This window comes from Pseudomonas sp. MPR-R2A5, assembly GCF_058793055.1.
In genome coordinates this window covers 1-19466 of sequence record NZ_JBXAFK010000053.1, presented here as the reverse complement: position 1 = coordinate 19466, position 19466 = coordinate 1, and the positions used below count along the sequence as shown (strand labels likewise).

The following is a 19466-nucleotide window of genomic DNA, read 5'->3' as shown; positions in this document are numbered from 1 at the left end:
CGTCTTTTAGCTTTATCCCCAAAAACAGTTCTACGGCAGGCCGCCTTTTCTCGGCCCCTACAACAAAGGATTTCCCGATGAGCATGCTCAAAGACCCGTCTTCGAAGTACCGCGCGTTTCCGACCATCGATATTCCGGACCGCACCTGGCCATCGAAAACCATCACCACCGCGCCGATCTGGTGCAGTTCCGACCTGCGCGATGGCAACCAGTCGCTGATCGAACCGATGGACGCGGTGAAGAAGCTGCGCTTCTGGAAGACCCTGGTCGCTGTCGGCGTGAAGGAAATCGAAGCCTCGTTCCCGGCCGCATCGCAAACCGACTTCGACTTCGTGCGCACCCTGATCGAAGACAACCACATCCCCGAGGACACCACCATCCAGGTGCTGACCCAGGGCCGTGAAGACTTGATCGCACGCACCTTCGAATCCCTGCGCGGCGCCAAGAAAGCCATCGTGCACCTGTACAACGCCACGTCGCCGTCGTTCCGCCGCATCGTGTTCAACCAGGACAAGGACGGCATCAAGGCCATCGCCGTCAACGCAGCCAAGCTGTTCGTCAAATACGCTGCCCAGCAGCCGGAAACCCAGTGGACCTTCGAATACTCCCCGGAGACCTTCAGCGCCACTGAGCTGGAGTTCGCCAAGGAAGTCTGCGATGCCGTGATCGAGGTGTGGAACCCAACGCCCGAGCACAAGATGATCCTCAACCTGCCAGCCACTGTGGAATGCGCCACGCCGAACATCTATGCCGACCAGATCGAGTGGTTCGGTCGCCATATCAACCGTCGTGACAGCGTGATCATCAGCCTGCACACCCACAACGACCGTGGTACCGGCGTCGCCGCCACCGAGCTGGGCCTGATGGCCGGCGCCGACCGCGTCGAAGGCTGCCTGTTTGGCAACGGCGAACGTACCGGTAACGTCGACCTGGTCACCGTGGCACTGAACCTGTACACCCAGGGCGTCAATCCTGAGCTGGACTTCTCCGACATCGACGGCGTGCGCAAAGTCGTCGAAGAGTGCAACCAGATCCAGGTACACCCACGTCACCCGTATGTGGGCGACCTGGTGCATACCGCGTTCTCCGGCTCTCACCAGGATGCAATCCGCAAGGGCTTCGCCCAGCAGAAACCCGACGCATTGTGGGAAGTGCCGTACTTGCCGATCGACCCGGCCGACATCGGCCGCAGCTACGAGGCAGTGATCCGGGTGAACAGCCAGTCGGGCAAAGGCGGCATCGCCTACCTGCTGGAGCAGGAATACGACATCAGCCTGCCACGTCGCATGCAGATCGAGTTCAGCCAGGTGGTACAGGCCGAAACCGACCGCGTGGGCCTGGAAATGACCGCACCGCAGATCTACGCCTTGCTGCAGCGCGAATACCTGCAAGCCAACACCCCGTATGCGCTGGTCAGCCATCGCCTGCAGGAAGAGAACGGCAACAGCACCGTGGAAGTGGAAGTCTCGGGCAAAGGCCAGGGCGAAACCAATCTGCGTTGGCAGGGCAAGGGCTACGGCACCCTGGAAGCACTGGTCGCCGCCCTGCCGATCAAGGTGGAGATCATGGACTACAACGAACACGCGATCGGTGCAGGCACCAATGCCAAGGCAGCAGCCTACATTGAATTGCGCGTGAACGGTGAGCGTCCAGTGCATGGCGTGGGCATTGATGAAAACATCACCACCGCCAGCTTCAAGGCCGTGTTCAGCGCGCTGAACCGCTCGTTGAGCCAGCTGGAAGCGAAAGCGGCGTAAACCGTAGCGCCGTAATGCAGAAGGCCCCTGGGTGAGAATCCAGGGGCCTTTTTATTGAGTTTCAGATTGGGGTGGCCTGTCAGGGACTCATCGGGGGCAAGCCCTAATGCCGTTCAGTTAAGTGTACATCGCCTTCTGTAGGAGCGAGCTTGCTCGCGAAAAACGTCAACGATAACGCGTGTTTCCTGAGTGAACGCGGCGCCTGTGAGTTCTTCGCGAGCAAGCTCGCTCCTACAAAAAAGCCTTAACTGAACGGCATTAGGGCAAGCCCCCGATAACGGTCTATCAGACCAACTCAAAGGTATCGGCATCCAGGTTCGCCGGGAACCGCGTGCGATAAGCCGCCAGTTCAGCTGCATCGAGGCACACCTGGAACACCCCGTCCGCCTCCCCTGCGCTCAGCAAGGTCTCACCCTGGAAGTCCAGCACCTGGCTGTCGCCGGTATAAGCGAAACCCTTTCCATCCGTACCCACCCGATTCACCGCCGCCACGTAACACAGGTTCTCGATCGCCCGCGCCGGCAACAACCGGTTCCAGTGCAGACGCCGCGCTCCCGGCCAGTTGGCGGTGTACAGCAACAGGTCGGTGTCCTGGGCATCGCGGCTCCACACCGGGAAGCGCAGGTCGTAGCAAATCAACGGACGAACCCGCCACCCCTTCAGCTCGAACTGCACCTGGCGCTCGCCGGGCGTGTAGTGATGGTGTTCGCCGGCCATGCGGAACAAGTGGCGCTTGTCGTAGTGCAACACCTCGCCATCCGGCCGCGCCCATAACAGGCGGTTGCGGTGGCTGCCATCGGCGGCCTGGATGATCACGCTGCCAGTGATCACCGCACTGTATTTTGCCGCCTGGGCCTGCATCCAGTGATGGGTGGGGCCGTTTTCCGGCTCGGCGAGGGTTTGTGAGTCCATGGAGAAACCGGTGGTGAACATCTCCGGCAGCACTATCAGGTCGGCGCCCCGTGCCTGTTCCAGCAGCAGATCAAAATGCTCAAGGTTCGCCTGGCGGTCGTGCCAGGCCAGGGTGGTCTGGACCAGGGCGATATTCAGGTTCGGTAATACAGTCAGATCACGCATAGTTTTTCGGCTGCTTGCCGCAGCGTCTCCTCGCGTTTGGCAAAGCACAGGCGCACCAGGCGCTGGCCTTGGGGTGGGTTCTGGTAGAACACCGAGACAGGGATGGTTGCCACGCCGTGTTCGCGGGTCATCCACAGGGACATGGCGACGTCATCCAGGTCAGGACGAATACGGGAGTAATCCACCAGCTGGAAGTAGGTACCGGTGACGCGGGTAAAGCTGAATCGGGACGCTGCCAGCAGGTCGCAGAACAGATCGCGCTTGGCCTGGTAGAACGCTGGCAGTTCGTCGACGTGCTCCGGGTGTTCAGCCATGAAGTCGGCCAGCGCGTATTGCAACGGGGTGACGCCACAAAAATTGACGTATTGATGCACCTTGCGCAGTTCGGCCGTCAGGGCCGGGGGGGCGACCACATAGCCGGTTTTCCAGCCGGTGACGTGGTAGGTCTTGCCAAAGGAGCTGACCACGAAAGCACGCGAGTACAGCTCTTCGTGGGCCAGCACACTGATGTGGGGCACGCCATCGAACACCAGGTGCTCGTAGACCTCATCGCTGACCAGGTAGATATCGCGGTCGCGGATCAGTGCCGCCAACAGGTCCAGCTCGGCACGGCTGATCAGCGCCCCAGTGGGGTTGTGCGGTGTGTTAAGGATGATCATGCGCGTGCGGGGCGACAGCGCAGCCTGGATCTTTTCAAAGTCGAGGGTGAAGTCTTTCAGGTTCAGTTGCACATGCACGCAGCGACCACCGGCCAGCTCGACCGAAGGTTCATAGCTGTCGTAGCACGGGTCGAACACGATGACTTCGTCGCCTCTGCGAATCACCGCCTGGATCGCGCAGAAGATGGCCGCCGTGGCGCCTGGGGTGATGGTCACTTCACTGTCGGCGTTGACCGTGGCGCCATAACTGCGGGCGATTTTGGCCGCCACTTGCTGACGCAGGCCCGGCAGGCCGGTCATGGGTGCGTATTGGTTATGGCCACTGGCAACGTGTTTGCCCACAGCATCGAGCAAAGCCTGGGGGCCATTGAAATCGGGAAAGCCCTGGGACAGGTTCAGCGCGCCAGTTTCGGCAGCGAGTTGCGACATGGTGGTGAAAATGGTCGTGCCGACATTTGGCAGCTTGCTGTTGATCATCGGAGGCCCCTGCAGGTGAGCCTCAAGTTTTAAGCTGCCAGCCTCATGGGGTCAAGGCTCAAACCTGCGCGCACAAAAAAGGGCTCGTCGAGAGCCCTTTTTTCGACGACGAAATCAGCGCTTGTCGCGGCGCTTCTTGTCGGCCTTCTTGTGGTGAGTCATCAAACGACGCTTCTTGTTCACCTGACGGTCGGTCAGTGTGTTCTTGTTGCCTTCGTATGGGTTCTCGCCACCCTTGAACTCGATGCGGATCGGCGTACCGACCAGCTTCAAGACACGGCGGTAGGTGTTTTCCAGGTAACGCACGTAGGACTTCGGCACCTTCTCGATCTGGTTACCGTGGATCACGATAATCGGCGGGTTGGCACCACCCAAGTGGGCGTAACGCAATTTGATCCGGCGGTTGTTGACCATCGGCGGCGCGTGCTCGCCAACAGCATCTTCCAGGATCTGGGTCAGGCGGTTGGTTGGCCAACGGGTGACCGCGGACTTGAACGAGTTCTGTACCGAGGCGTAGAGGTTACCCACGCCTGTGCCGTGCAGGGCCGAGATAAAGTGGATATCGGCGAACTCCACGAAGAACAGCCGACGTTGCAGCTCGATCTTGACGAAATCGCGCTCGCTCGGCGTCATGCCGTCCCACTTGTTGATCGCGATCACCAGTGCCCGACCGGCTTCCAGGGCGAAGCCCAGCAGGTTGAGATCGTGATCCACCACGCCTTCGCGGGCGTCCATCACGAAGATCACCACGTTGGCGTCTTTGATCGCCTGCAGGGTTTTCACCACCGAGAACTTTTCGACTTCCTCGTGGATCTTGCCGCGCTTGCGCACACCCGCGGTGTCGATCAGGGTGTACTTCTCGTCATTACGCTCGAACGGGATGTAGATACTGTCGCGGGTGGTACCGGGCTGGTCGTAGACGATAACCCGGTCTTCACCGAGCATGCGGTTGACCAGGGTCGACTTGCCGACGTTCGGGCGGCCGATGATGGCGATCTTGATACCGTCTTTTTCACTCGGGCCAGGAATGCGCTTGGCTTCCTCACCTTCGGCGACGATCTCTTCTTCGCCCTCTTCTTCCTCGGCGTCATCCTTAGGAAAATCGCGCAGGGCGATTTCCAGCATCTGGGTGATACCGCGACCGTGGGCACCCGCGATCGGGATCGCGTCGCCCAGGCCCATTGGGCTGAATTCGGCGCGGGCCATTTCAGGATCGATGTTGTCGATCTTGTTGGCGACCACGTAGGAACGCTTGTTGCGCTTGCGCAGGTGCTCGCCAATCATCTGGTCGGCAGCGGTGTAGCCCGCACGGGCATCCACCAGGAACAGCACCACATCGGCTTCTTCAATGGCCAGCAGCGACTGCTCGGCCATCTTTTCGTCCATGCCATGCTCGTCACCGGAGATACCACCGGTGTCGACAATAATGTAGGAGCGCCCTTGCCACTTTGCCTCACCGTATTGGCGATCACGGGTCAGACCAGACAAGTCGCCGACGATGGCGTCGCGAGTCCTGGTCAGGCGGTTGAACAAGGTGGACTTGCCGACGTTAGGTCGGCCCACCAGGGCGATTACGGGAACCATGCGGCTCTCCACTTCGTTATTTCAGAAAATACAAAAGCCGCTGCAAGGCAGCGGCTGGTGCTCGGGGCGGCATTTGAAATGCCACATACCCTGCCCGACACCGATTCCTGTAGGAGCGAGCTTGCTCGCGAAAAACCTGAGGACGCCGCGTTTATCCGGAAAAACCGCGTCAGCGTTGACGTCCTTCGCGAGCAAGCTCGCTCCTACAGTAAGCAATGAAGCAGGGCCGCCTGGGGGTAACCCCAAGCATAGTCAAACCTTTACTTGATGGTCAGGGCTTCCAGCTTGCCGCTGTTGCCAAACACATAAAGCATGTTACCCACGACCAGCGGACGGGCACGCAGGCCATCGCTGTCGATACGCTCACGACCTACAAAGCGACCGTCCACCTGGCTCAGCAGGTGCAGGTAACCTTCGAAATCGCCTACCGCTACATAGCTGGAGAACACTTCCGGTGCCGACAGTTGACGGCGAGCCAGGGAGTCATTGCTCCACAGCGCAGTGGTGGAACGCTCGTCGACACTTTCAACAGTACCGGACGCCAGGCTTACGTAGACGCTGCCAAACCCTTGGGCGACACCCGCGTAGCTGGAAGCATCACGCTGCCAGTTGATGCGACCGCTCTGAAGGTCCAGCGCGGCAACGCGGCCCTGGTAAGTGGCGACGTAGAGGGTTTCACCCGACAGCAGCAAGCCGCCGTCGATGTCCACGACGCGATCCAGCTCGGAACGACCTTGCGGGATAGCCACGCGGGTTTCCCACGCAGGTACGCCATTCTGGGTGTCCAGGGCGACCACTTTACCGGTCGACAGGCCTGCAACGGCCAGATTGTTGGTCACAACCGGACCACTGGTACCGCGTAGGGTCAACACCGCAGGGGTGCTGTCATACAACCAGCGCTGTGCGCCGGTGCTGGCGTCGAGGCCAATCACACGGTCGTCCTGGGTTTGCACCACGACGATATCGCCGTTGGTAGCAGGCGGTGCGAGGACTTCACTGGTCACGCGAGCGCGCCATTTCTCTTCACCGGTGCTGGAGTCCAGCGCCACGACTTCGCCCTTGAGCGTGCCGAGCATCACCAGGCCGTAACCCACGCCTACGGCGCCGGACACAGGCAGTTCCAGGTCTTTCTTCCATTTCACGTCGCCGTTCATGCGATCCATGGAGATCACCACGCCGGTCACGTCAGCCGCCACAATGTTGTCACCGTCGATTGCCGGTACCAACATGTTGTAGGTTTCGCCCTGGCCGTCACCGATGGAGCGGCTCCATTGCTTTTGCAGGACGACTTCTTCCTTGAAGCTGGTCAGCTCGGCCGGAGGCAGTTCTTTTTTACTGTTGCTGCTGCAACCCGCGGCCAGAACGGCCAGAGCCAGCAATGCTGCATGTTTCCAACGGATCACGTCACGCATCCCCTTTGGCCAAGTCGTCGAGCTTGATTTGTAAGCCACCGACCGCCGCTTCATCAGACAGCGCCGCCTTGGCTTTTTGGTACGCAGCATTGGCTTCGTCGGTACGACCCAATTGGACCAACAGGTCCCCCTTGAGCTCTTCGCGAGTGGCTACAAATGCCTTGTCAGCATCGCCGTCGAGCAGTTTGAGTGCTTCGTCGGCCTTGTTCTGTGCCGCCAATACCTGGGCCAGGCGCTGACGTGCGATTTCACCCAGGGTCGGGTTGGTCGGCTTGTCGGCGACGGCCTTCAGTTCAGCGGCTGCATCGTCCAGCTTGCCGGTATCGACCGCGACTTTCGCGACGAACAGGCTGCCGTATTGGGCGTAGGTACTGCCGCCAAATTCGTTCTTCAGCTTGCTTGCCAGGTCAGCCACCTGTGCAGGATCGGGCTTGCCGTCCGGCGTAAGGGTGGTTTCCAGCAATTGCTGATAGAGGATCGAGGCGCCTTGGGATTGGTTGGCCTGATACTTGTGCCAGGCTTGCCAGCCGAACACCACCACTAAAGCCAGCAGGCCACCGGTAACCAGGGGCTTGCCGTTACGCTGCCACCAGTCCTTGAACTCGGCCAACTGCTCATCATCAGTACTCGACACCCCAATACTCCTTAATCGCTAAATTCGGCTGTTCGACAGCTTCAACCCTGCACGACGCAGGTGGCCAAGTGCGCGGCGAGCGCATCGAAGGCAATGTTCTGTTGCTCACCCTGGCCACGCAGGGGTTTGAAACCTATCACTTGCTGGGCCAATTCGTCATCGCCGAGGATCAGTGCATACAGCGCACCGCTCTTGTCAGCCTTCTTGAACTGGCTCTTGAAGCTGCCCGCGCCGGCATTGACCTGCAGGCGCAGGTTCGGCAGCTGGTCGCGCACTTTTTCGCTCAGGGCCAGGGCAGCCAGTTCGGCGGCCTCGCCGAAGGCGCACAGGTACACGTCCACCTGACGGGAGATTTCTTCCGGGACCTGTTCCAGGGTTTCGAGCAACAGGATCAGGCGCTCGATGCCCATGGCAAACCCCACGCCCGTGGTCGGCTTGCCGCCCATCTGCTCGACCAGGCCGTCGTAACGGCCACCGGCGCACACGGTGCCCTGGGCGCCGAGCTTGTCAGTGACCCACTCGAATACGGTCTTGCTGTAGTAATCGAGGCCGCGTACGAGTTTCGGGTTGATCACGTAGGGGATACCCACCGCGTCCAGGCGAGCCTTGAGGCCCTCGAAGTGCGTACGGGACTCGTCGTCCAGGTAGTCGGCCATTTTTGGCGCGTCGACCAGTACGGCTTGCGTGTCGGCATTCTTGGTATCGAGGACGCGCAGCGGATTGGTCTTCAGGCGGCGCTGGCTGTCTTCGTCAAGTTTGTCCAGGTGGGCGGACAGGTACTCGACCAAGGCAACCCGGTAGCGGCCGCGAGATTCGCTGGTGCCCAGGCTGTTGAGCTCAAGCTTGACCGCGTCGCGGATACCCAGCAGGCCCCATAGGCGCCAGGTCAGCACGATCAGCTCGGCGTCGATGTCCGGACCGTCGAGGTTGAACACCTCCAGGCCGATCTGGTGGAACTGGCGATAGCGGCCTTTCTGTGGGCGCTCGTGACGGAACATCGGGCCGATGTACCACAGTTTCTGCGGCTGGCCACCACCGGTAAGGCCATGCTCAAGCACGGCGCGCACGCAGGCTGCGGTCCCTTCCGGACGCAGGGTCAGGGAGTCGCCATTGCGGTCTTCGAAGGTGTACATCTCTTTTTCGACGATGTCGGTCACTTCACCGATAGAGCGCTTGAACAGCTCGGTGAATTCGACGATCGGCATGCGGATCTGCTTGTAACCGTAGTTATCCAGCAGGCGCGCGACAGTGCCTTCGAAATAGCGCCACAGCGGCGTCTGCTCCGGCAGGATGTCGTTCATGCCACGTATGGCTTGCAGAGACTTGCTCACATCAAATCCTTAAATTCGTTCAATCAGCCGCGCGCGATCAGCGCTGCGTCAGCCGCGACCTTTTCGGCCGCTTTCTGGCGGATCAGTCTTTCGAGCTCATCCACCAGATTGTCATTCGTCAACTTCTGCGACGGCTTACCGTCGATATAGATCAGGTTCGGCGTGCCGCCGGTCAAGCCGATATGGGCTTCCTTGGCTTCACCCGGGCCGTTGACCACGCAACCGATTACCGCAACATCCAACGGTACCAGCAGGTCCTCGAGGCGCCCTTCCAGTTCGTTCATGGTTTTCACCACGTCGAAGTTCTGCCGTGAGCAGCTCGGGCAGGCAATGAAGTTGATGCCACGGGAACGCAAATGCAGGGATTTGAGAATGTCGTAACCGACCTTCACTTCCTCTACCGGGTCTGCCGCCAGGGAGATGCGGATAGTATCCCCAATCCCTTCGGCGAGCAGCATACCGAGACCCACCGCAGATTTCACTGTGCCTGAGCGTAAACCGCCGGCTTCGGTGATCCCCAGGTGCAGCGGCTGCACGATTTCCTTGGCCAGCAGGCGGTAGGCTTCTACTGCCATGAAGACGTCGGACGCCTTTACGCTGACCTTGAAGTCCTGGAAATTCAGGCGCTCAAGGTGCTCAACGTGGCGCAGTGCCGACTCAACCAACGCGGCAGGAGTGGGTTCGCCGTATTTCTTTTGCAGGTCTTTTTCGAGGGAACCGGCGTTGACGCCGATACGGATCGGAATCCCGCGGTCACGGGCAGCATCCACCACGGCACGCACGCGGTCTTCACGACCGATGTTGCCCGGGTTGATGCGCAGGCAATCGACGCCGAGTTCGGCCACGCGTAGCGCGATCCTGTAGTCGAAGTGGATGTCGGCAACCAACGGCACCTTGACCAATTGCTTGATACGGCCAAAGGCTTCGGCAGCGTCCATGTCCGGCACGGAAACCCGCACGATGTCGACGCCAGCCGCTTCCAGACGATTGATCTGGGCGACGGTAGCTGCGACATCATTGGTGTCGCTGTTGGTCATGCTTTGTACTGCGATGGGGGCATCGCCACCCACCGGCACCGAGCCGACCCAGATCTTGCGCGATACGCGACGTTTGATTGGAGATTCGCCGTGCATGACTATTGTCCCAACTTCAGGCGAGCGGTCTCGCCACTGGTGAACGGCGCCACGTCCACAGGCTGGCCGTTGTAGGCCACTTGCGCGCCACGGGCAAAGCCCAGACGCAGCGTCAAAGGTGGTTTGCCGCCCTGGTCGAGCGTGTCGCCCTTACGCTTCAGACCGCTGAACAGCACTTTGCCATTGCCATCGGTGAGCTGCGTCCAGCAATCAGCAACAAAGGTGATTTGTACGTGCCCGTCACCCGCGATCAACGCAGGTGTGGTGGGCGGCGAAATCGCTGGCGCCGCCGGGGCAGCTGGGGCGGTAGTCGCAGGAGCCTGGGCGGGAACAGCCGGTGCATGGGCCTGGGCAGCAGGCGCTACCGGAGTATGAGCAGGTACGGCCGGGGTACTTGGAACGGCCGGTGTAGCCGGAGCAGGTACTACGGCGGTTGCAGTGCCTGCATCCGGTATCGGTTGCTCGGTGGCGGGCGGCACCTGGGGCGCAGCCTGGCCTTCGACAACAGCCTGGTCTTCCGGCTCGTCGAGCGGGTGAATCTGGGTGGTGCCGTCGGCGCTCTCGACTTCGACGTGCTCCATGCTGTTACTGGCCAGGTCCTTGCCGCGCTGGGAAGTCTGGTCCTGCCACCAGAGGAAGCCACCACCGATGACGGCGATCAACAGTAACAGGCTGACAATACGCAAGATCGTGTGGGAAACCCGCACCGGCTCTTCGATGCGACCCAGGCCATGGACATTGCTGCCCTGGGAGTCGGTACCGGTGAACTGGTCGAACTCCTGGACCAGGACGGCCTGGTCGATGCCCAGCAATTTGGCGTAGGCGCGGATATAGCCGCGGGCAAAGGTATGCCCAGGCAGCTTGTCGAACGCGCCGGCTTCCAGGTTGCCCAGGGACGTGGTGGTCAAATTGAGCTTGAGGGCCACTTCTGCCAGCGACCAACCATTGCTTTCGCGGGCCTGACGCAAGGTCTCGCCTGGGTTTACGCGATTAGCTGCTACAACTTCCGGGTGCGCCGCTTTCATCATTGCTCCGACAGGTATTGCTGATATTCCGGGGTACCGGGATAGAGTCGTTCGAGTTGCTGGCCAAAACGTGCGGCCGTGTCGCGTTCTTCATGAACCGTCGCCAGGCGCACGCCGAGCAATAGACTACGTGCATTTTGCCCGCTGAGCAGGCTAAAACGCTCGTAATAGTCACGTGCCGGCACATAATGCCTGTCTTCGTAGGACAACTCAGCCATTTCGAGCAAGGCTCGTGGCTGGCGACTGTTCAGGTGCAGGGCTTTTTCCAACTGCTGGCGCGCGCTGTCGCGCAGGCCGAGGCGCTTGGAGGTCACTCCCAGGTTCTCGAAAACGCGCGAGCGCTCAGGATAGAGGGTATCGGCGCTGGCTTGCTGGAAATAACGAGAAGCCTGGTCATAGCGTTTCTGCTCGAACAGAAAGCTGCCGTAGTTGTTCAGCAGCCGTGGGTCGGCAGGACGGGAGGCCAGGGCCTTGTTGAAATACTGGTCGGCCAGTTCAGGCTCGGCCTGGGCCTGGAACACCAAGGCCAGTGCAGCATTGGCGTCGGCATCGTCGCGGTCCAGCTCTATGGCCTTTCTCAACGGCACCTTGGCTTGCTCGCTCATGCCTTGGCGCAGGTAACCCAGGCCCAACTGAACATAGGCCGCTCGCGCCTCTTCACGGCCCTTGCCGGTTTGCAAAGGGCTGTCATGGCCCGATGAAACACAACCGGCCGCAAGACCGGTAACCAGCAGGAGCAGCGCAAGGCGCAAGGGCATAGAGATCCTCTCTCAGGTTCGATTCGCAGCGCTTTGCGGCATATCGTCGGCGGCACTCAGTTCGCGCACCGCGATATAACGTTCGCTGCGACGGGTGCGATCCAGCACCTGTCCTACCAATTGGCCACAAGCGGCGTCGATGTCTTCACCACGGGTGGTACGTACGGTGACATTGAAGCCCGCCTGGTGCAGTTGATCCTGGAAACGGCGGATGGCGTTGTTGCTCGGCCGCTCGTAGCCAGAATGGGGAAACGGGTTGAACGGAATCAGGTTGATCTTGCACGGGATGTTCTTGAGCAACTCGATCATCTCGACCGCGTGTTCGACCTTGTCGTTGATGTCCTTGAGCAAGGTGTACTCGATGGTCAGCACGCGCTTTTCGCCCAGGGACGACATATAGCGCTGGCAAGATTCGAGCAGCATCTTAAGCGGATACTTCTTGTTGATCGGCACCAATTGGTTACGCAATGCGTCATTCGGTGCGTGCAGCGACAACGCCAGGGAGACGTCGATGTGCTTGGACAGCTCATCGATCATCGGCACCACGCCGGAAGTCGACAGGGTCACACGGCGCTTGGAGATGCCGTAGCCCAGGTCGTCCATCATCAGGTGCATGGCCGCAACCACGTTGTCGAAGTTCAGCAGCGGCTCACCCATGCCCATCATCACCACGTTGGTGATGGCACGGTCGACGGTCGCCGGGACGCTGCCAAAGGATTTGTTGGCAATCCACACCTGGCCAATGACTTCGGCGGCGGTGAGGTTGCTATTGAAGCCTTGCTTGCCGGTGGAGCAGAAACTGCAATCCAGGGCACAGCCTGCCTGGGACGAAACGCACAAGGTGCCGCGTTTGCCCTGGGGAATGTATACGGTCTCGACGCAGCTGCCGGACGCCACGCGCACCACCCATTTACGGGTGCCGTCGCTGGAGATGTCCTCGCTGACAACTTCCGGACCACGGACCTCGGCAATGGCCTTGAGCTTGTCACGCAGGGCCTTGCTGACGTTCGTCATGGCATCGAAATCGTCGACGCCAAAGTGGTGAATCCACTTCATTACCTGACCGGCACGGAAACGCTTCTCCCCGATTGAGTCGAAGAATTTTTCCATTTCCTGTTGAGTCAGACCCAGCAGGTTGGTTTTTACAGTCGATGTAGTCATGGATTCACCTTCACTCTTAAGCCAATGCTTAGCGAGTGGTTACTTCAGTAGCTGCGAAGAAGTACGAGATTTCGCGAGCAGCAGCGGCTTCGGAGTCCGAACCGTGTACAGCGTTGGCGTCGATGGAGTCAGCGAAATCAGCACGGATGGTGCCGGCAGCTGCTTCTTTAGGGTTGGTAGCACCCATCAGTTCGCGGTTCAGAGCGATAGCGTTTTCGCCTTCCAGAACCTGAACAACGACAGGACCGGAGATCATGAAGGCAACCAGGTCGCCGAAGAAGCCACGAGCGCTGTGCTCAGCGTAGAAACCTTCAGCTTCAGCCTTGGACAGTTGCTTGAGTTTCGAAGCTACAACCTTCAGGCCGGCTTTTTCGAAACGAGTGGTGATCTCGCCGATGACGTTTTTTGCAACAGCGTCAGGCTTGATGATGGAGAAAGTACGTTGAACAGCCATGGTGTAACTCCAGAAACGGTAATTTACGAAAAATTAAACCCGCGAATTATACGCGGGTTCTTGGGTATTGCCTAACTGCGTAAGGGAGGCGTCAGTCCTGTTCTTCTTTCCAGGCTGTCTGAATAGCTTCCAAAACCTTTTCGCCACCGCGATCACGCTCATCGTCAAAACCTGGCAAGGCCATGACCATGTCACGCAAAGCAACAAAGTTCAGCGAATAGGGATCCATATCCGGGTTGCCGTCGGCCAACAGGATAGCGATTTCTTGCACATCAACCCATTTAAGACTCATGACACTTCCTTGAATCAGTGCGGCGCTTCGGCCGCATGGTTGAGGGAATATTTCGGGATTTCGACGGTGATGTCTTCCGTTCCGACCTTTGCCTGACAGCTTAGGCGAGAAGTCGCTTCCAGGCCCCAGGCCCGGTCAAGAAAGTCCTCTTCCAACTCGTCCGCTTCTTCCAGAGAGTTGAACCCCTCACGAATGATGCAGTGGCAGGTGGTGCAAGCGCACACTCCACCACAGGCACTTTCGATCTCGATGTGGTTGTCATGGGCAACTTCGAGGATGGACTTGCCGGTCTCAGCCTCAACAACCATACCGTCCGGGCAGTGCTCGGCGTGTGGCAGAAAAATGACCTGCGGCATTGATTATTCCTCGATTTCATTCAGGTTGCGCCCGGCCAGTGCGGCTTTCACCGTCTGATCCATGCGGCGGGCGGCAAAGGCGTCAGTCACCTGCGACAAGCGCTTGGTCTGTTGCTCGATGGCGTAACCATCGTTGCCTTTCATCAGTTCGGCCAGTTCCTGCATCTGCAGGTCGATGACCATGCGCTCTTCGGCATCCAGCAGGCGCTCGCCGTCGGCGTCAAGGGCGCCCTGCACCGCTTCGAGCAGGCGCTGGGCATCCACTTGTTGCTCACGCAGTACGCGCGCGACCTTATCGTCACCGGCGTACTGGAACGAGTCCTTGAGCATCTTGGCGATTTCGCCGTCAGTCAGGCCGTAGGACGGCTTGACCTGGATGCTCGCTTCGACGCCTGACGCCAATTCACGCGCAGCCACGCTGAGCAGGCCGTCGGCGTCGACCTGGAAGGTCACGCGAATCTTCGCGGCACCGGCAACCATGGCCGGGATACCGCGCAATTCGAAGCGCGCCAGCGAGCGACAGTCGCTGATCAGCTCGCGCTCACCTTGCAGCACATGAATCATCATGGCCGTCTGGCCATCTTTATAGGTCGTGAAATCCTGGGCGCGGGCAACAGGGATGGTGGTGTTGCGCGGAATCACCTTCTCCATCAAGCCGCCCATGGTTTCCAGCCCCAGGGACAACGGAATCACGTCGAGCAGCAACAGCTCGCCACCATCGCGCTTATTGCCGGCCAGGGTATCGGCCTGGATCGCCGCACCGATGGCGACCACTTGATCCGGATCGATTTCGGTCAGCGGCTGGCGGCCAAAAGCTTCGGCCACGGCTTCGCGAACACGTGGTACGCGGGTCGAACCGCCGACCATGACCACGGCGACTACGTCTTCCAGCTCGACGCCGGAATCACGCACGGCGCGCCGGCAGGCTTTCAGGCTGCGGGCGACCATCGGCTCGATCAAAGCATCGAAGGCTTCACGGGTCAGTTGGGCCGACCAGCTACCATAGGACACTTCAACCGATGCAGCATCAGTCAGCGCTTCTTTAGCAGCGCAGGCGGTTTGCAGCAGGTTGCGCTGCGCGCCCGGGTCCAGATCGGCGGACAAGCCGGCACTGGTGATGATCCAGCCCGCGATGGCGTGATCGAAGTCATCGCCGCCCAGGGCTGTATCGCCACCCGTGGCCAGTACTTCGAAGACACCGCCAGTCAGGCGCAGGATCGAAATATCAAAGGTGCCGCCGCCCAGGTCGTAAATGGCGACCAGGCCTTCGGCATGCTGGTCCAGGCCATACGCCACAGCGGCTGCCGTCGGCTCGTTGAGCAGGCGCAGCACGTTCAGGCCGGCAAGCTTCGCCGCGTCCTTGGTGGCCTGGCGCTGAGCATCATCGAAATAGGCCGGAACCGTGATCACCGCCCCGACCAGCTCGCCGCCCAAGGTGGTTTCTGCACGCTGGCGCAGCACCTTGAGGATATCGGCCGACACTTCCACCGGGCTCTTCGGGCCCTGGACGGTGTCGATGAACGGCATGTGGGACTCGCCGCCGACAAAGCGGTACGGCAGTTGGTCGCCCAGCTGCTTGACGTCGGACAGACCACGACCCATCAAGCGCTTGACCGACAGTACGGTATTCAGGGGGTCGGTAGACGCCGCCAGCTTGGCCGACTCGCCCACTTCGGTGCGATCGGCGTGATAACGCACAGCGGACGGCAGGATCACCTGGCCATCGGCGTCGGGCAGCGGCTCGGACAGGCCGCTGCGCAAGGCAGCGACCAGGGAATTGGTGGTGCCCAGGTCAATCCCCACCGCCAGGCGACGCTGGTGCGGTTGAGGGCTTTGGCCGGGTTCGGCGATTTGCAGTAGAGCCATGGTAATCAGGTCTTATCTGTCTATCAGGCGTGCATCACGGGCAGCACTGGGTTAATCGTCGAGGCGCTCTTCTAGCTGGCGCACTTCGTAGGAGAGCTTGTCGAGGAACTGCATGCGCCGCATCAGGCGTTCGGCCTGTTCACGTTGCGCCGCATCATTCCAACAGGCTGCGAAGCTTTCGTTGAGCTCATCCTGGGCGGTTTTCAAACGACGCTTGAAGACCGCGACACCCGCCAGATCGGCTTCGTCCTGCAAGTCTTCGAGCTCTTCGCGCCACTGCATCTGCTGCATCAGGAAGTCCGGGTCGTGCACCGTGACTTCCAACGGCAACTCGCCACCATTCATCGCGAGCAGGTAACGCGCGCGCTTGGGGGGACTTTTGAGCGTCTGATAGGCTTCGTTGAGGCTGGCCGATTGCTCCAGCGCCAGGCGTTGCTCACGCTCGGAAGCGTCAGCGAAGCGGTCCGGATGCACCCCACGCGCCAATTCACGGTAGCGCGTGGCAAGCTGCTCGAGGTCCAGCCGAAAGCTCGGCTGCAGCTCGAATAAAGCGAAATGACAAGGAGTGCCCACAAATAGCCTCAGATGTTGAAGCTTTCGCCGCAGCCACATTCACCGCGTACGTTGGGGTTGTTGAACTTGAAGCCTTCGTTCAACCCTTCCTTGACGAAATCGAGTTCGGTGCCGTCCAGATAGGTGAGGCTTTTAGGGTCGATAATCACTTTCTCGCCGTGACTTTCGAACACCTGGTCCTCATCAACCACCTCGTCGACAAACTCCAGCACATAGGCAAGGCCGGAACAGCCCGTGGTGCGCACACCCAGACGAATCCCCTCACCTTTACCGCGCCCATCCAGGGAGCGTCGCACGTGCCGTGCAGCCGCTTCTGTCATGCTGATAGCCATCGTTGACTCCTTACTCGTCGCCAAATGCTTAGATCAAGCCTTTCTTCTGCTTGTAGTCGCGAACGGCCGCCTTAATGGCGTCTTCTGCGAGTACGGAGCAGTGGATTTTCACTGGCGGCAGGGCCAGTTCTTCGGCCAGCTGGGTGTTGCTGATCGTCACAGCCTCATCCAGGGTCTTGCCTTTCATCCATTCGGTCGCCAGGGAGCTGGAGGCGATGGCCGAACCGCAGCCGTAGGTCTTGAACTTGGCGTCTTCGATAACGCCCGCCTCGTTGACCTTGATCTGCAGGCGCATCACATCGCCGCACGCCGGAGCGCCGACCATGCCGGTGCCGACATCTGGGTCTTCCGCGTTCATCTTGCCGACGTTACGCGGGTTTTCGTAGTGGTCGATGACCTTTTCGCTGTAAGCCATGGTACTGAATCCTCACTCATCAGGGCCGCTCTGTAACCCTGTAGAAACGCCTGCGTTTTCCGCCACGTTCCTACAGAGCTGGGGTGGCGGCTTCTATAGTTAGTGTGCCGCCCACTCGATCTTGGAAATGTCGACACCGTCTTTGTACATGTCCCACAGCGGCGACAAAGTGCGCAGCTTATTGACGGCTTCGCAGACTTTCTGCGCCGCGTAGTCGACTTGTTCTTCGGTGGTGAAGCGGCCAAACGTAAAGCGGATCGAGCTGTGCGCCAGTTCGTCGTTGCGGCCCAGGGCACGCAGCACGTAGGACGGCTCAAGGGAGGCCGAGGTGCAGGCCGAACCGGACGAAACCGCCAGGTCCTTGAGCGCCATGATCAGCGACTCGCCTTCGACGTAGTTGAAGCTCAAGTTCAGGTTGTGCGGTACACGGGCGGTCATGCTGCCGTTGATGTACAGCTCTTCAAGGTTTTCGACCTGCTTGTAGAAGCGCTCGCTCAGGGCCTTGATGCGCAGGTTCTCGGCAGCCATGTCTTCCTTGGCCACACGGAAAGCTTCGCCCATACCAACGATCTGGTGGGTCGCCAGGGTGCCCGAACGCATGCCGCGCTCGTGACCGCCGCCGTGCATGGTGGCTTCGATACGTACGCGGGGCTTACGGCTCACGTAGAGCGCGCCGATGCCTTTAGGGCCGTAGGTCTTGTGGGCCGAGAACGACATCAGGTCGACTTTCAGTTTCGACAGGTCGATGTCGACCTTGCCGGTGGACTGAGCAGCGTCGACGTGCAGCAGGACGCCTTTGGAGCGCGTCAGCTCGCCGATGGCCGCGATGTCGTTGATGGTCCCGATTTCGTTGTTCACGTGGATCACGGAAACCAGGATGGTGTCTTCACGCAGCGCGGCTTCGATCATGGCCGGGGTGACGATACCGTCGGTGGTTGGCTCGAGGTAAGTGACCTCGAAACCTTCACGCTCCAGTTGGCGCATGGTGTCGAGGACAGCCTTGTGCTCAATCTTGGTAGTGATCAGGTGCTTGCCTTTGGTCGCGTAGAAATGCGCCGCGCCCTTGATTGCCAGGTTGTCGGATTCGGTGGCGCCGGAAGTCCAGACGATTTCGCGCGGGTCTGCACCGACCAGGTCAGCGACCTGGCGACGAGCGTTCTCCACCGCTTCCTCGGCTTTCCAGCCGAAAACGTGGGAGCGGGAGGCCGGGTTGCCGAAGTTTCCGTCGACCAGCAGGCATTCGCTCATCTTTTGTGCGACACGCGGATCAACCGGCGTGGTCGCTGAGTAATCAAGGTAAATCGGCAATTTCATGGACTTTCTCCTAAATCAGGCTGGCTGGCGTGCCGTTAGCTCTTCGGCTGTCACTCGACGGCGGACGCTTCAATCTTGTCCAGACGCGGCGCCTTGGTGTTGCAACGGCGCTGGTCCTGACGCTGGGCTACTTCTTGCACCTCACGGCGAGTCACAAGATCAGCCAAGCTGATACCACTCAAAAACTCATGGATCTGCAGGCTCAAGTCACACCACAAGTGATGCGTCAGGCAAGTGTCGCCGGCGTGGCAGTCACCCAGGCCCTGGCATTTGGTCGCATCGACGGATTCGTTGACCGCGTCGATGACCTGGGCCACCTGGATGCCCTGCATCTCGCGGGACAGTTGATAGCCGCCACCTGGCCCACGCACACTGGAAACCAGATTGCTGCGGCGCAATTTGGCGAACAGTTGCTCAAGGTAGGACAGGGAAATGCCTTGGCGCTCGGAGATATCGGCCAGGGACACCGGCCCAGTTTGCGCGTGCAAGGCCAAGTCAAGCATGGCGGTTACCGCGTATCGGCCTTTTGTAGTCAGTCTCATGGACAAGTACCAAGGTGTTTCAGAATGGGAGCAAGTATGCGATTCCCGAGTATTTAAGTCAACTATAAGACCTAGTACTTTAGTCAGGATTACCCGTAAAAAGGGCGCGCGAATCATAGCAGGATGGGGTGGGGACGAACAGCGGGAACAGGACCGGATGGGAATTGCTGGATCAACGGAGATCAAATGTGGGAGGGGGCTTGCCCCGATAGCGGTCTGACAGCTGACGAATGCGTCGACTGACCCACCGTCATCGGGGTGTAGAACCGTAGACATCGTTTACATCTGAAACCGGGGACATCGTTTACACATTT

At 59.9% G+C, this 19466-nt stretch carries 20 protein-coding genes; 1 reads left to right on the top strand and 19 read right to left on the bottom strand.

Features of this window, described 5'->3' with window-relative positions:
• The first annotated feature begins 77 nt into the window (after nt 1-77).
• On the top strand, nt 78-1757 hold the full coding sequence (leuA, locus tag AC1Q6I_RS28870; RefSeq protein ID WP_024077281.1) for a 2-isopropylmalate synthase: 1680 nt from the start codon (nt 78-80) through the stop codon (nt 1755-1757).
• A 285-nt stretch (nt 1758-2042) separates the two neighbouring features.
• Here the strand turns inward: leuA and AC1Q6I_RS28865 are convergent, their stop codons facing one another.
• From AC1Q6I_RS28865 to iscR, 19 genes are all read right to left on the bottom strand, one after another.
• Complete coding sequence (locus tag AC1Q6I_RS28865; RefSeq protein WP_024077282.1) at nt 2043-2834, bottom strand: amidohydrolase; 792 nt, start codon at nt 2832-2834, stop codon at nt 2043-2045.
• The gene (locus AC1Q6I_RS28860; RefSeq protein WP_102624576.1) at nt 2822-3970 is read right to left on the bottom strand and encodes a pyridoxal phosphate-dependent aminotransferase; all 1149 of its coding nucleotides are present in this window, start codon (nt 3968-3970) and stop codon (nt 2822-2824) included. Before AC1Q6I_RS28860 ends, AC1Q6I_RS28865 begins: the two co-directional genes overlap by 13 nt.
• A 114-nt stretch (nt 3971-4084) precedes the next feature.
• Nucleotides 4085-5554 carry a ribosome biogenesis GTPase Der gene (gene der / locus AC1Q6I_RS28855; protein WP_041161016.1) on the bottom strand — a complete coding sequence of 490 codons (1470 nt, stop codon included), beginning with the start codon at nt 5552-5554 and terminating at the stop codon, nt 4085-4087.
• Between the two features lie 260 nt (nt 5555-5814).
• The gene (gene bamB / locus AC1Q6I_RS28850) at nt 5815-6966 is read right to left on the bottom strand and encodes an outer membrane protein assembly factor BamB (RefSeq protein ID WP_024077286.1); all 1152 of its coding nucleotides are present in this window, start codon (nt 6964-6966) and stop codon (nt 5815-5817) included.
• On the bottom strand, nt 6959-7600 hold the full coding sequence (locus AC1Q6I_RS28845; protein WP_024077287.1) for a YfgM family protein: 642 nt from the start codon (nt 7598-7600) through the stop codon (nt 6959-6961). Before AC1Q6I_RS28845 ends, bamB begins: the two co-directional genes overlap by 8 nt.
• Nucleotides 7601-7641: 41 nt before the next feature.
• Complete coding sequence (hisS, locus tag AC1Q6I_RS28840; RefSeq protein WP_024077288.1) at nt 7642-8931, bottom strand: histidine--tRNA ligase; 1290 nt, start codon at nt 8929-8931, stop codon at nt 7642-7644.
• A gap of 23 nt (nt 8932-8954) precedes the next feature.
• Nucleotides 8955-10064 carry a flavodoxin-dependent (E)-4-hydroxy-3-methylbut-2-enyl-diphosphate synthase gene (gene ispG, locus AC1Q6I_RS28835; RefSeq protein WP_024077289.1) on the bottom strand — a complete coding sequence of 370 codons (1110 nt, stop codon included), beginning with the start codon at nt 10062-10064 and terminating at the stop codon, nt 8955-8957.
• A gap of 2 nt (nt 10065-10066) precedes the next feature.
• A complete protein-coding gene (locus AC1Q6I_RS28830; RefSeq protein WP_024077290.1) occupies nt 10067-11089 on the bottom strand; it encodes a RodZ domain-containing protein in 1023 nt (340 codons plus the stop codon).
• Nucleotides 11089-11847 (bottom strand): type IV pilus biogenesis/stability protein PilW, encoded by a 759-nt coding sequence (gene pilW, locus AC1Q6I_RS28825; protein ID WP_024077291.1) that lies wholly within the window; start codon nt 11845-11847, stop codon nt 11089-11091. Before pilW ends, AC1Q6I_RS28830 begins: the two co-directional genes overlap by 1 nt.
• 12 nt (nt 11848-11859) lie before the next feature.
• Complete coding sequence (gene rlmN / locus AC1Q6I_RS28820; protein ID WP_102624575.1) at nt 11860-13008, bottom strand: dual-specificity RNA methyltransferase RlmN; 1149 nt, start codon at nt 13006-13008, stop codon at nt 11860-11862.
• Nucleotides 13009-13036: 28 nt separating this feature from the next.
• A complete protein-coding gene (gene ndk / locus AC1Q6I_RS28815) occupies nt 13037-13462 on the bottom strand; it encodes a nucleoside-diphosphate kinase (protein WP_017846179.1) in 426 nt (141 codons plus the stop codon).
• A gap of 91 nt (nt 13463-13553) precedes the next feature.
• Nucleotides 13554-13754 carry a Fe-S cluster assembly protein IscX gene (gene iscX / locus AC1Q6I_RS28810; RefSeq protein WP_017846180.1) on the bottom strand — a complete coding sequence of 67 codons (201 nt, stop codon included), beginning with the start codon at nt 13752-13754 and terminating at the stop codon, nt 13554-13556.
• A 14-nt stretch (nt 13755-13768) separates the two neighbouring features.
• Nucleotides 13769-14110: an ISC system 2Fe-2S type ferredoxin gene (gene fdx, locus AC1Q6I_RS28805; RefSeq protein ID WP_003175958.1), complete on the bottom strand. Its 342-nt coding sequence runs from the start codon at nt 14108-14110 to the stop codon at nt 13769-13771.
• Nucleotides 14111-14113: 3 nt separating this feature from the next.
• Nucleotides 14114-15976, bottom strand: a complete 1863-nt coding sequence (gene hscA, locus AC1Q6I_RS28800; protein WP_024077293.1) for a Fe-S protein assembly chaperone HscA — start codon at nt 15974-15976, stop codon at nt 14114-14116.
• Nucleotides 15977-16027: 51 nt separating this feature from the next.
• The gene (gene hscB, locus AC1Q6I_RS28795) at nt 16028-16549 is read right to left on the bottom strand and encodes a co-chaperone HscB (protein ID WP_024077294.1); all 522 of its coding nucleotides are present in this window, start codon (nt 16547-16549) and stop codon (nt 16028-16030) included.
• 8 nt (nt 16550-16557) lie between these two features.
• Nucleotides 16558-16881 (bottom strand): iron-sulfur cluster assembly protein IscA, encoded by a 324-nt coding sequence (iscA, locus tag AC1Q6I_RS28790; RefSeq protein WP_024077295.1) that lies wholly within the window; start codon nt 16879-16881, stop codon nt 16558-16560.
• A gap of 28 nt (nt 16882-16909) precedes the next feature.
• Nucleotides 16910-17296, bottom strand: coding sequence for a Fe-S cluster assembly scaffold IscU (gene iscU, locus AC1Q6I_RS28785; protein ID WP_003209682.1), 387 nt, complete (start codon nt 17294-17296; stop codon nt 16910-16912).
• Nucleotides 17297-17395: 99 nt separating this feature from the next.
• On the bottom strand, nt 17396-18610 hold the full coding sequence (locus AC1Q6I_RS28780) for an IscS subfamily cysteine desulfurase (protein ID WP_024077296.1): 1215 nt from the start codon (nt 18608-18610) through the stop codon (nt 17396-17398).
• 50 nt (nt 18611-18660) lie between these two features.
• On the bottom strand, nt 18661-19152 hold the full coding sequence (gene iscR / locus AC1Q6I_RS28775; RefSeq protein WP_003238451.1) for a Fe-S cluster assembly transcriptional regulator IscR: 492 nt from the start codon (nt 19150-19152) through the stop codon (nt 18661-18663).
• Between the last annotated feature and the right edge of the window lie 314 nt (nt 19153-19466).

Coding starts and splice junctions, on each gene's coding strand:
- iscR (WP_003238451.1), bottom strand. CDS start 19,152: ATGAGACTGACTACAAAAGGCCGATACGCGGTAACCGCCATGCTTGAC.
- iscA (WP_024077295.1), bottom strand. CDS start 16,881: ATGGCTATCAGCATGACAGAAGCGGCTGCACGGCACGTGCGACGCTCC.
- ispG (WP_024077289.1), bottom strand. CDS start 10,064: ATGCACGGCGAATCTCCAATCAAACGTCGCGTATCGCGCAAGATCTGG.
- AC1Q6I_RS28830 (WP_024077290.1), bottom strand. CDS start 11,089: ATGAAAGCGGCGCACCCGGAAGTTGTAGCAGCTAATCGCGTAAACCCA.
- AC1Q6I_RS28780 (WP_024077296.1), bottom strand. CDS start 18,610: ATGAAATTGCCGATTTACCTTGATTACTCAGCGACCACGCCGGTTGAT.
- rlmN (WP_102624575.1), bottom strand. CDS start 13,008: ATGACTACATCGACTGTAAAAACCAACCTGCTGGGTCTGACTCAACAG.
- AC1Q6I_RS28860 (WP_102624576.1), bottom strand. CDS start 3,970: ATGATCAACAGCAAGCTGCCAAATGTCGGCACGACCATTTTCACCACC.
- iscX (WP_017846180.1), bottom strand. CDS start 13,754: ATGAGTCTTAAATGGGTTGATGTGCAAGAAATCGCTATCCTGTTGGCC.
- der (WP_041161016.1), bottom strand. CDS start 5,554: ATGGTTCCCGTAATCGCCCTGGTGGGCCGACCTAACGTCGGCAAGTCC.
- iscU (WP_003209682.1), bottom strand. CDS start 17,296: ATGGCTTACAGCGAAAAGGTCATCGACCACTACGAAAACCCGCGTAAC.
- fdx (WP_003175958.1), bottom strand. CDS start 14,110: ATGCCGCAGGTCATTTTTCTGCCACACGCCGAGCACTGCCCGGACGGT.
- hscA (WP_024077293.1), bottom strand. CDS start 15,976: ATGGCTCTACTGCAAATCGCCGAACCCGGCCAAAGCCCTCAACCGCAC.
- leuA (WP_024077281.1), top strand. CDS start 78: ATGAGCATGCTCAAAGACCCGTCTTCGAAGTACCGCGCGTTTCCGACC.
- pilW (WP_024077291.1), bottom strand. CDS start 11,847: ATGCCCTTGCGCCTTGCGCTGCTCCTGCTGGTTACCGGTCTTGCGGCC.
- bamB (WP_024077286.1), bottom strand. CDS start 6,966: ATGCGTGACGTGATCCGTTGGAAACATGCAGCATTGCTGGCTCTGGCC.
- ndk (WP_017846179.1), bottom strand. CDS start 13,462: ATGGCTGTTCAACGTACTTTCTCCATCATCAAGCCTGACGCTGTTGCA.
- AC1Q6I_RS28865 (WP_024077282.1), bottom strand. CDS start 2,834: ATGCGTGATCTGACTGTATTACCGAACCTGAATATCGCCCTGGTCCAG.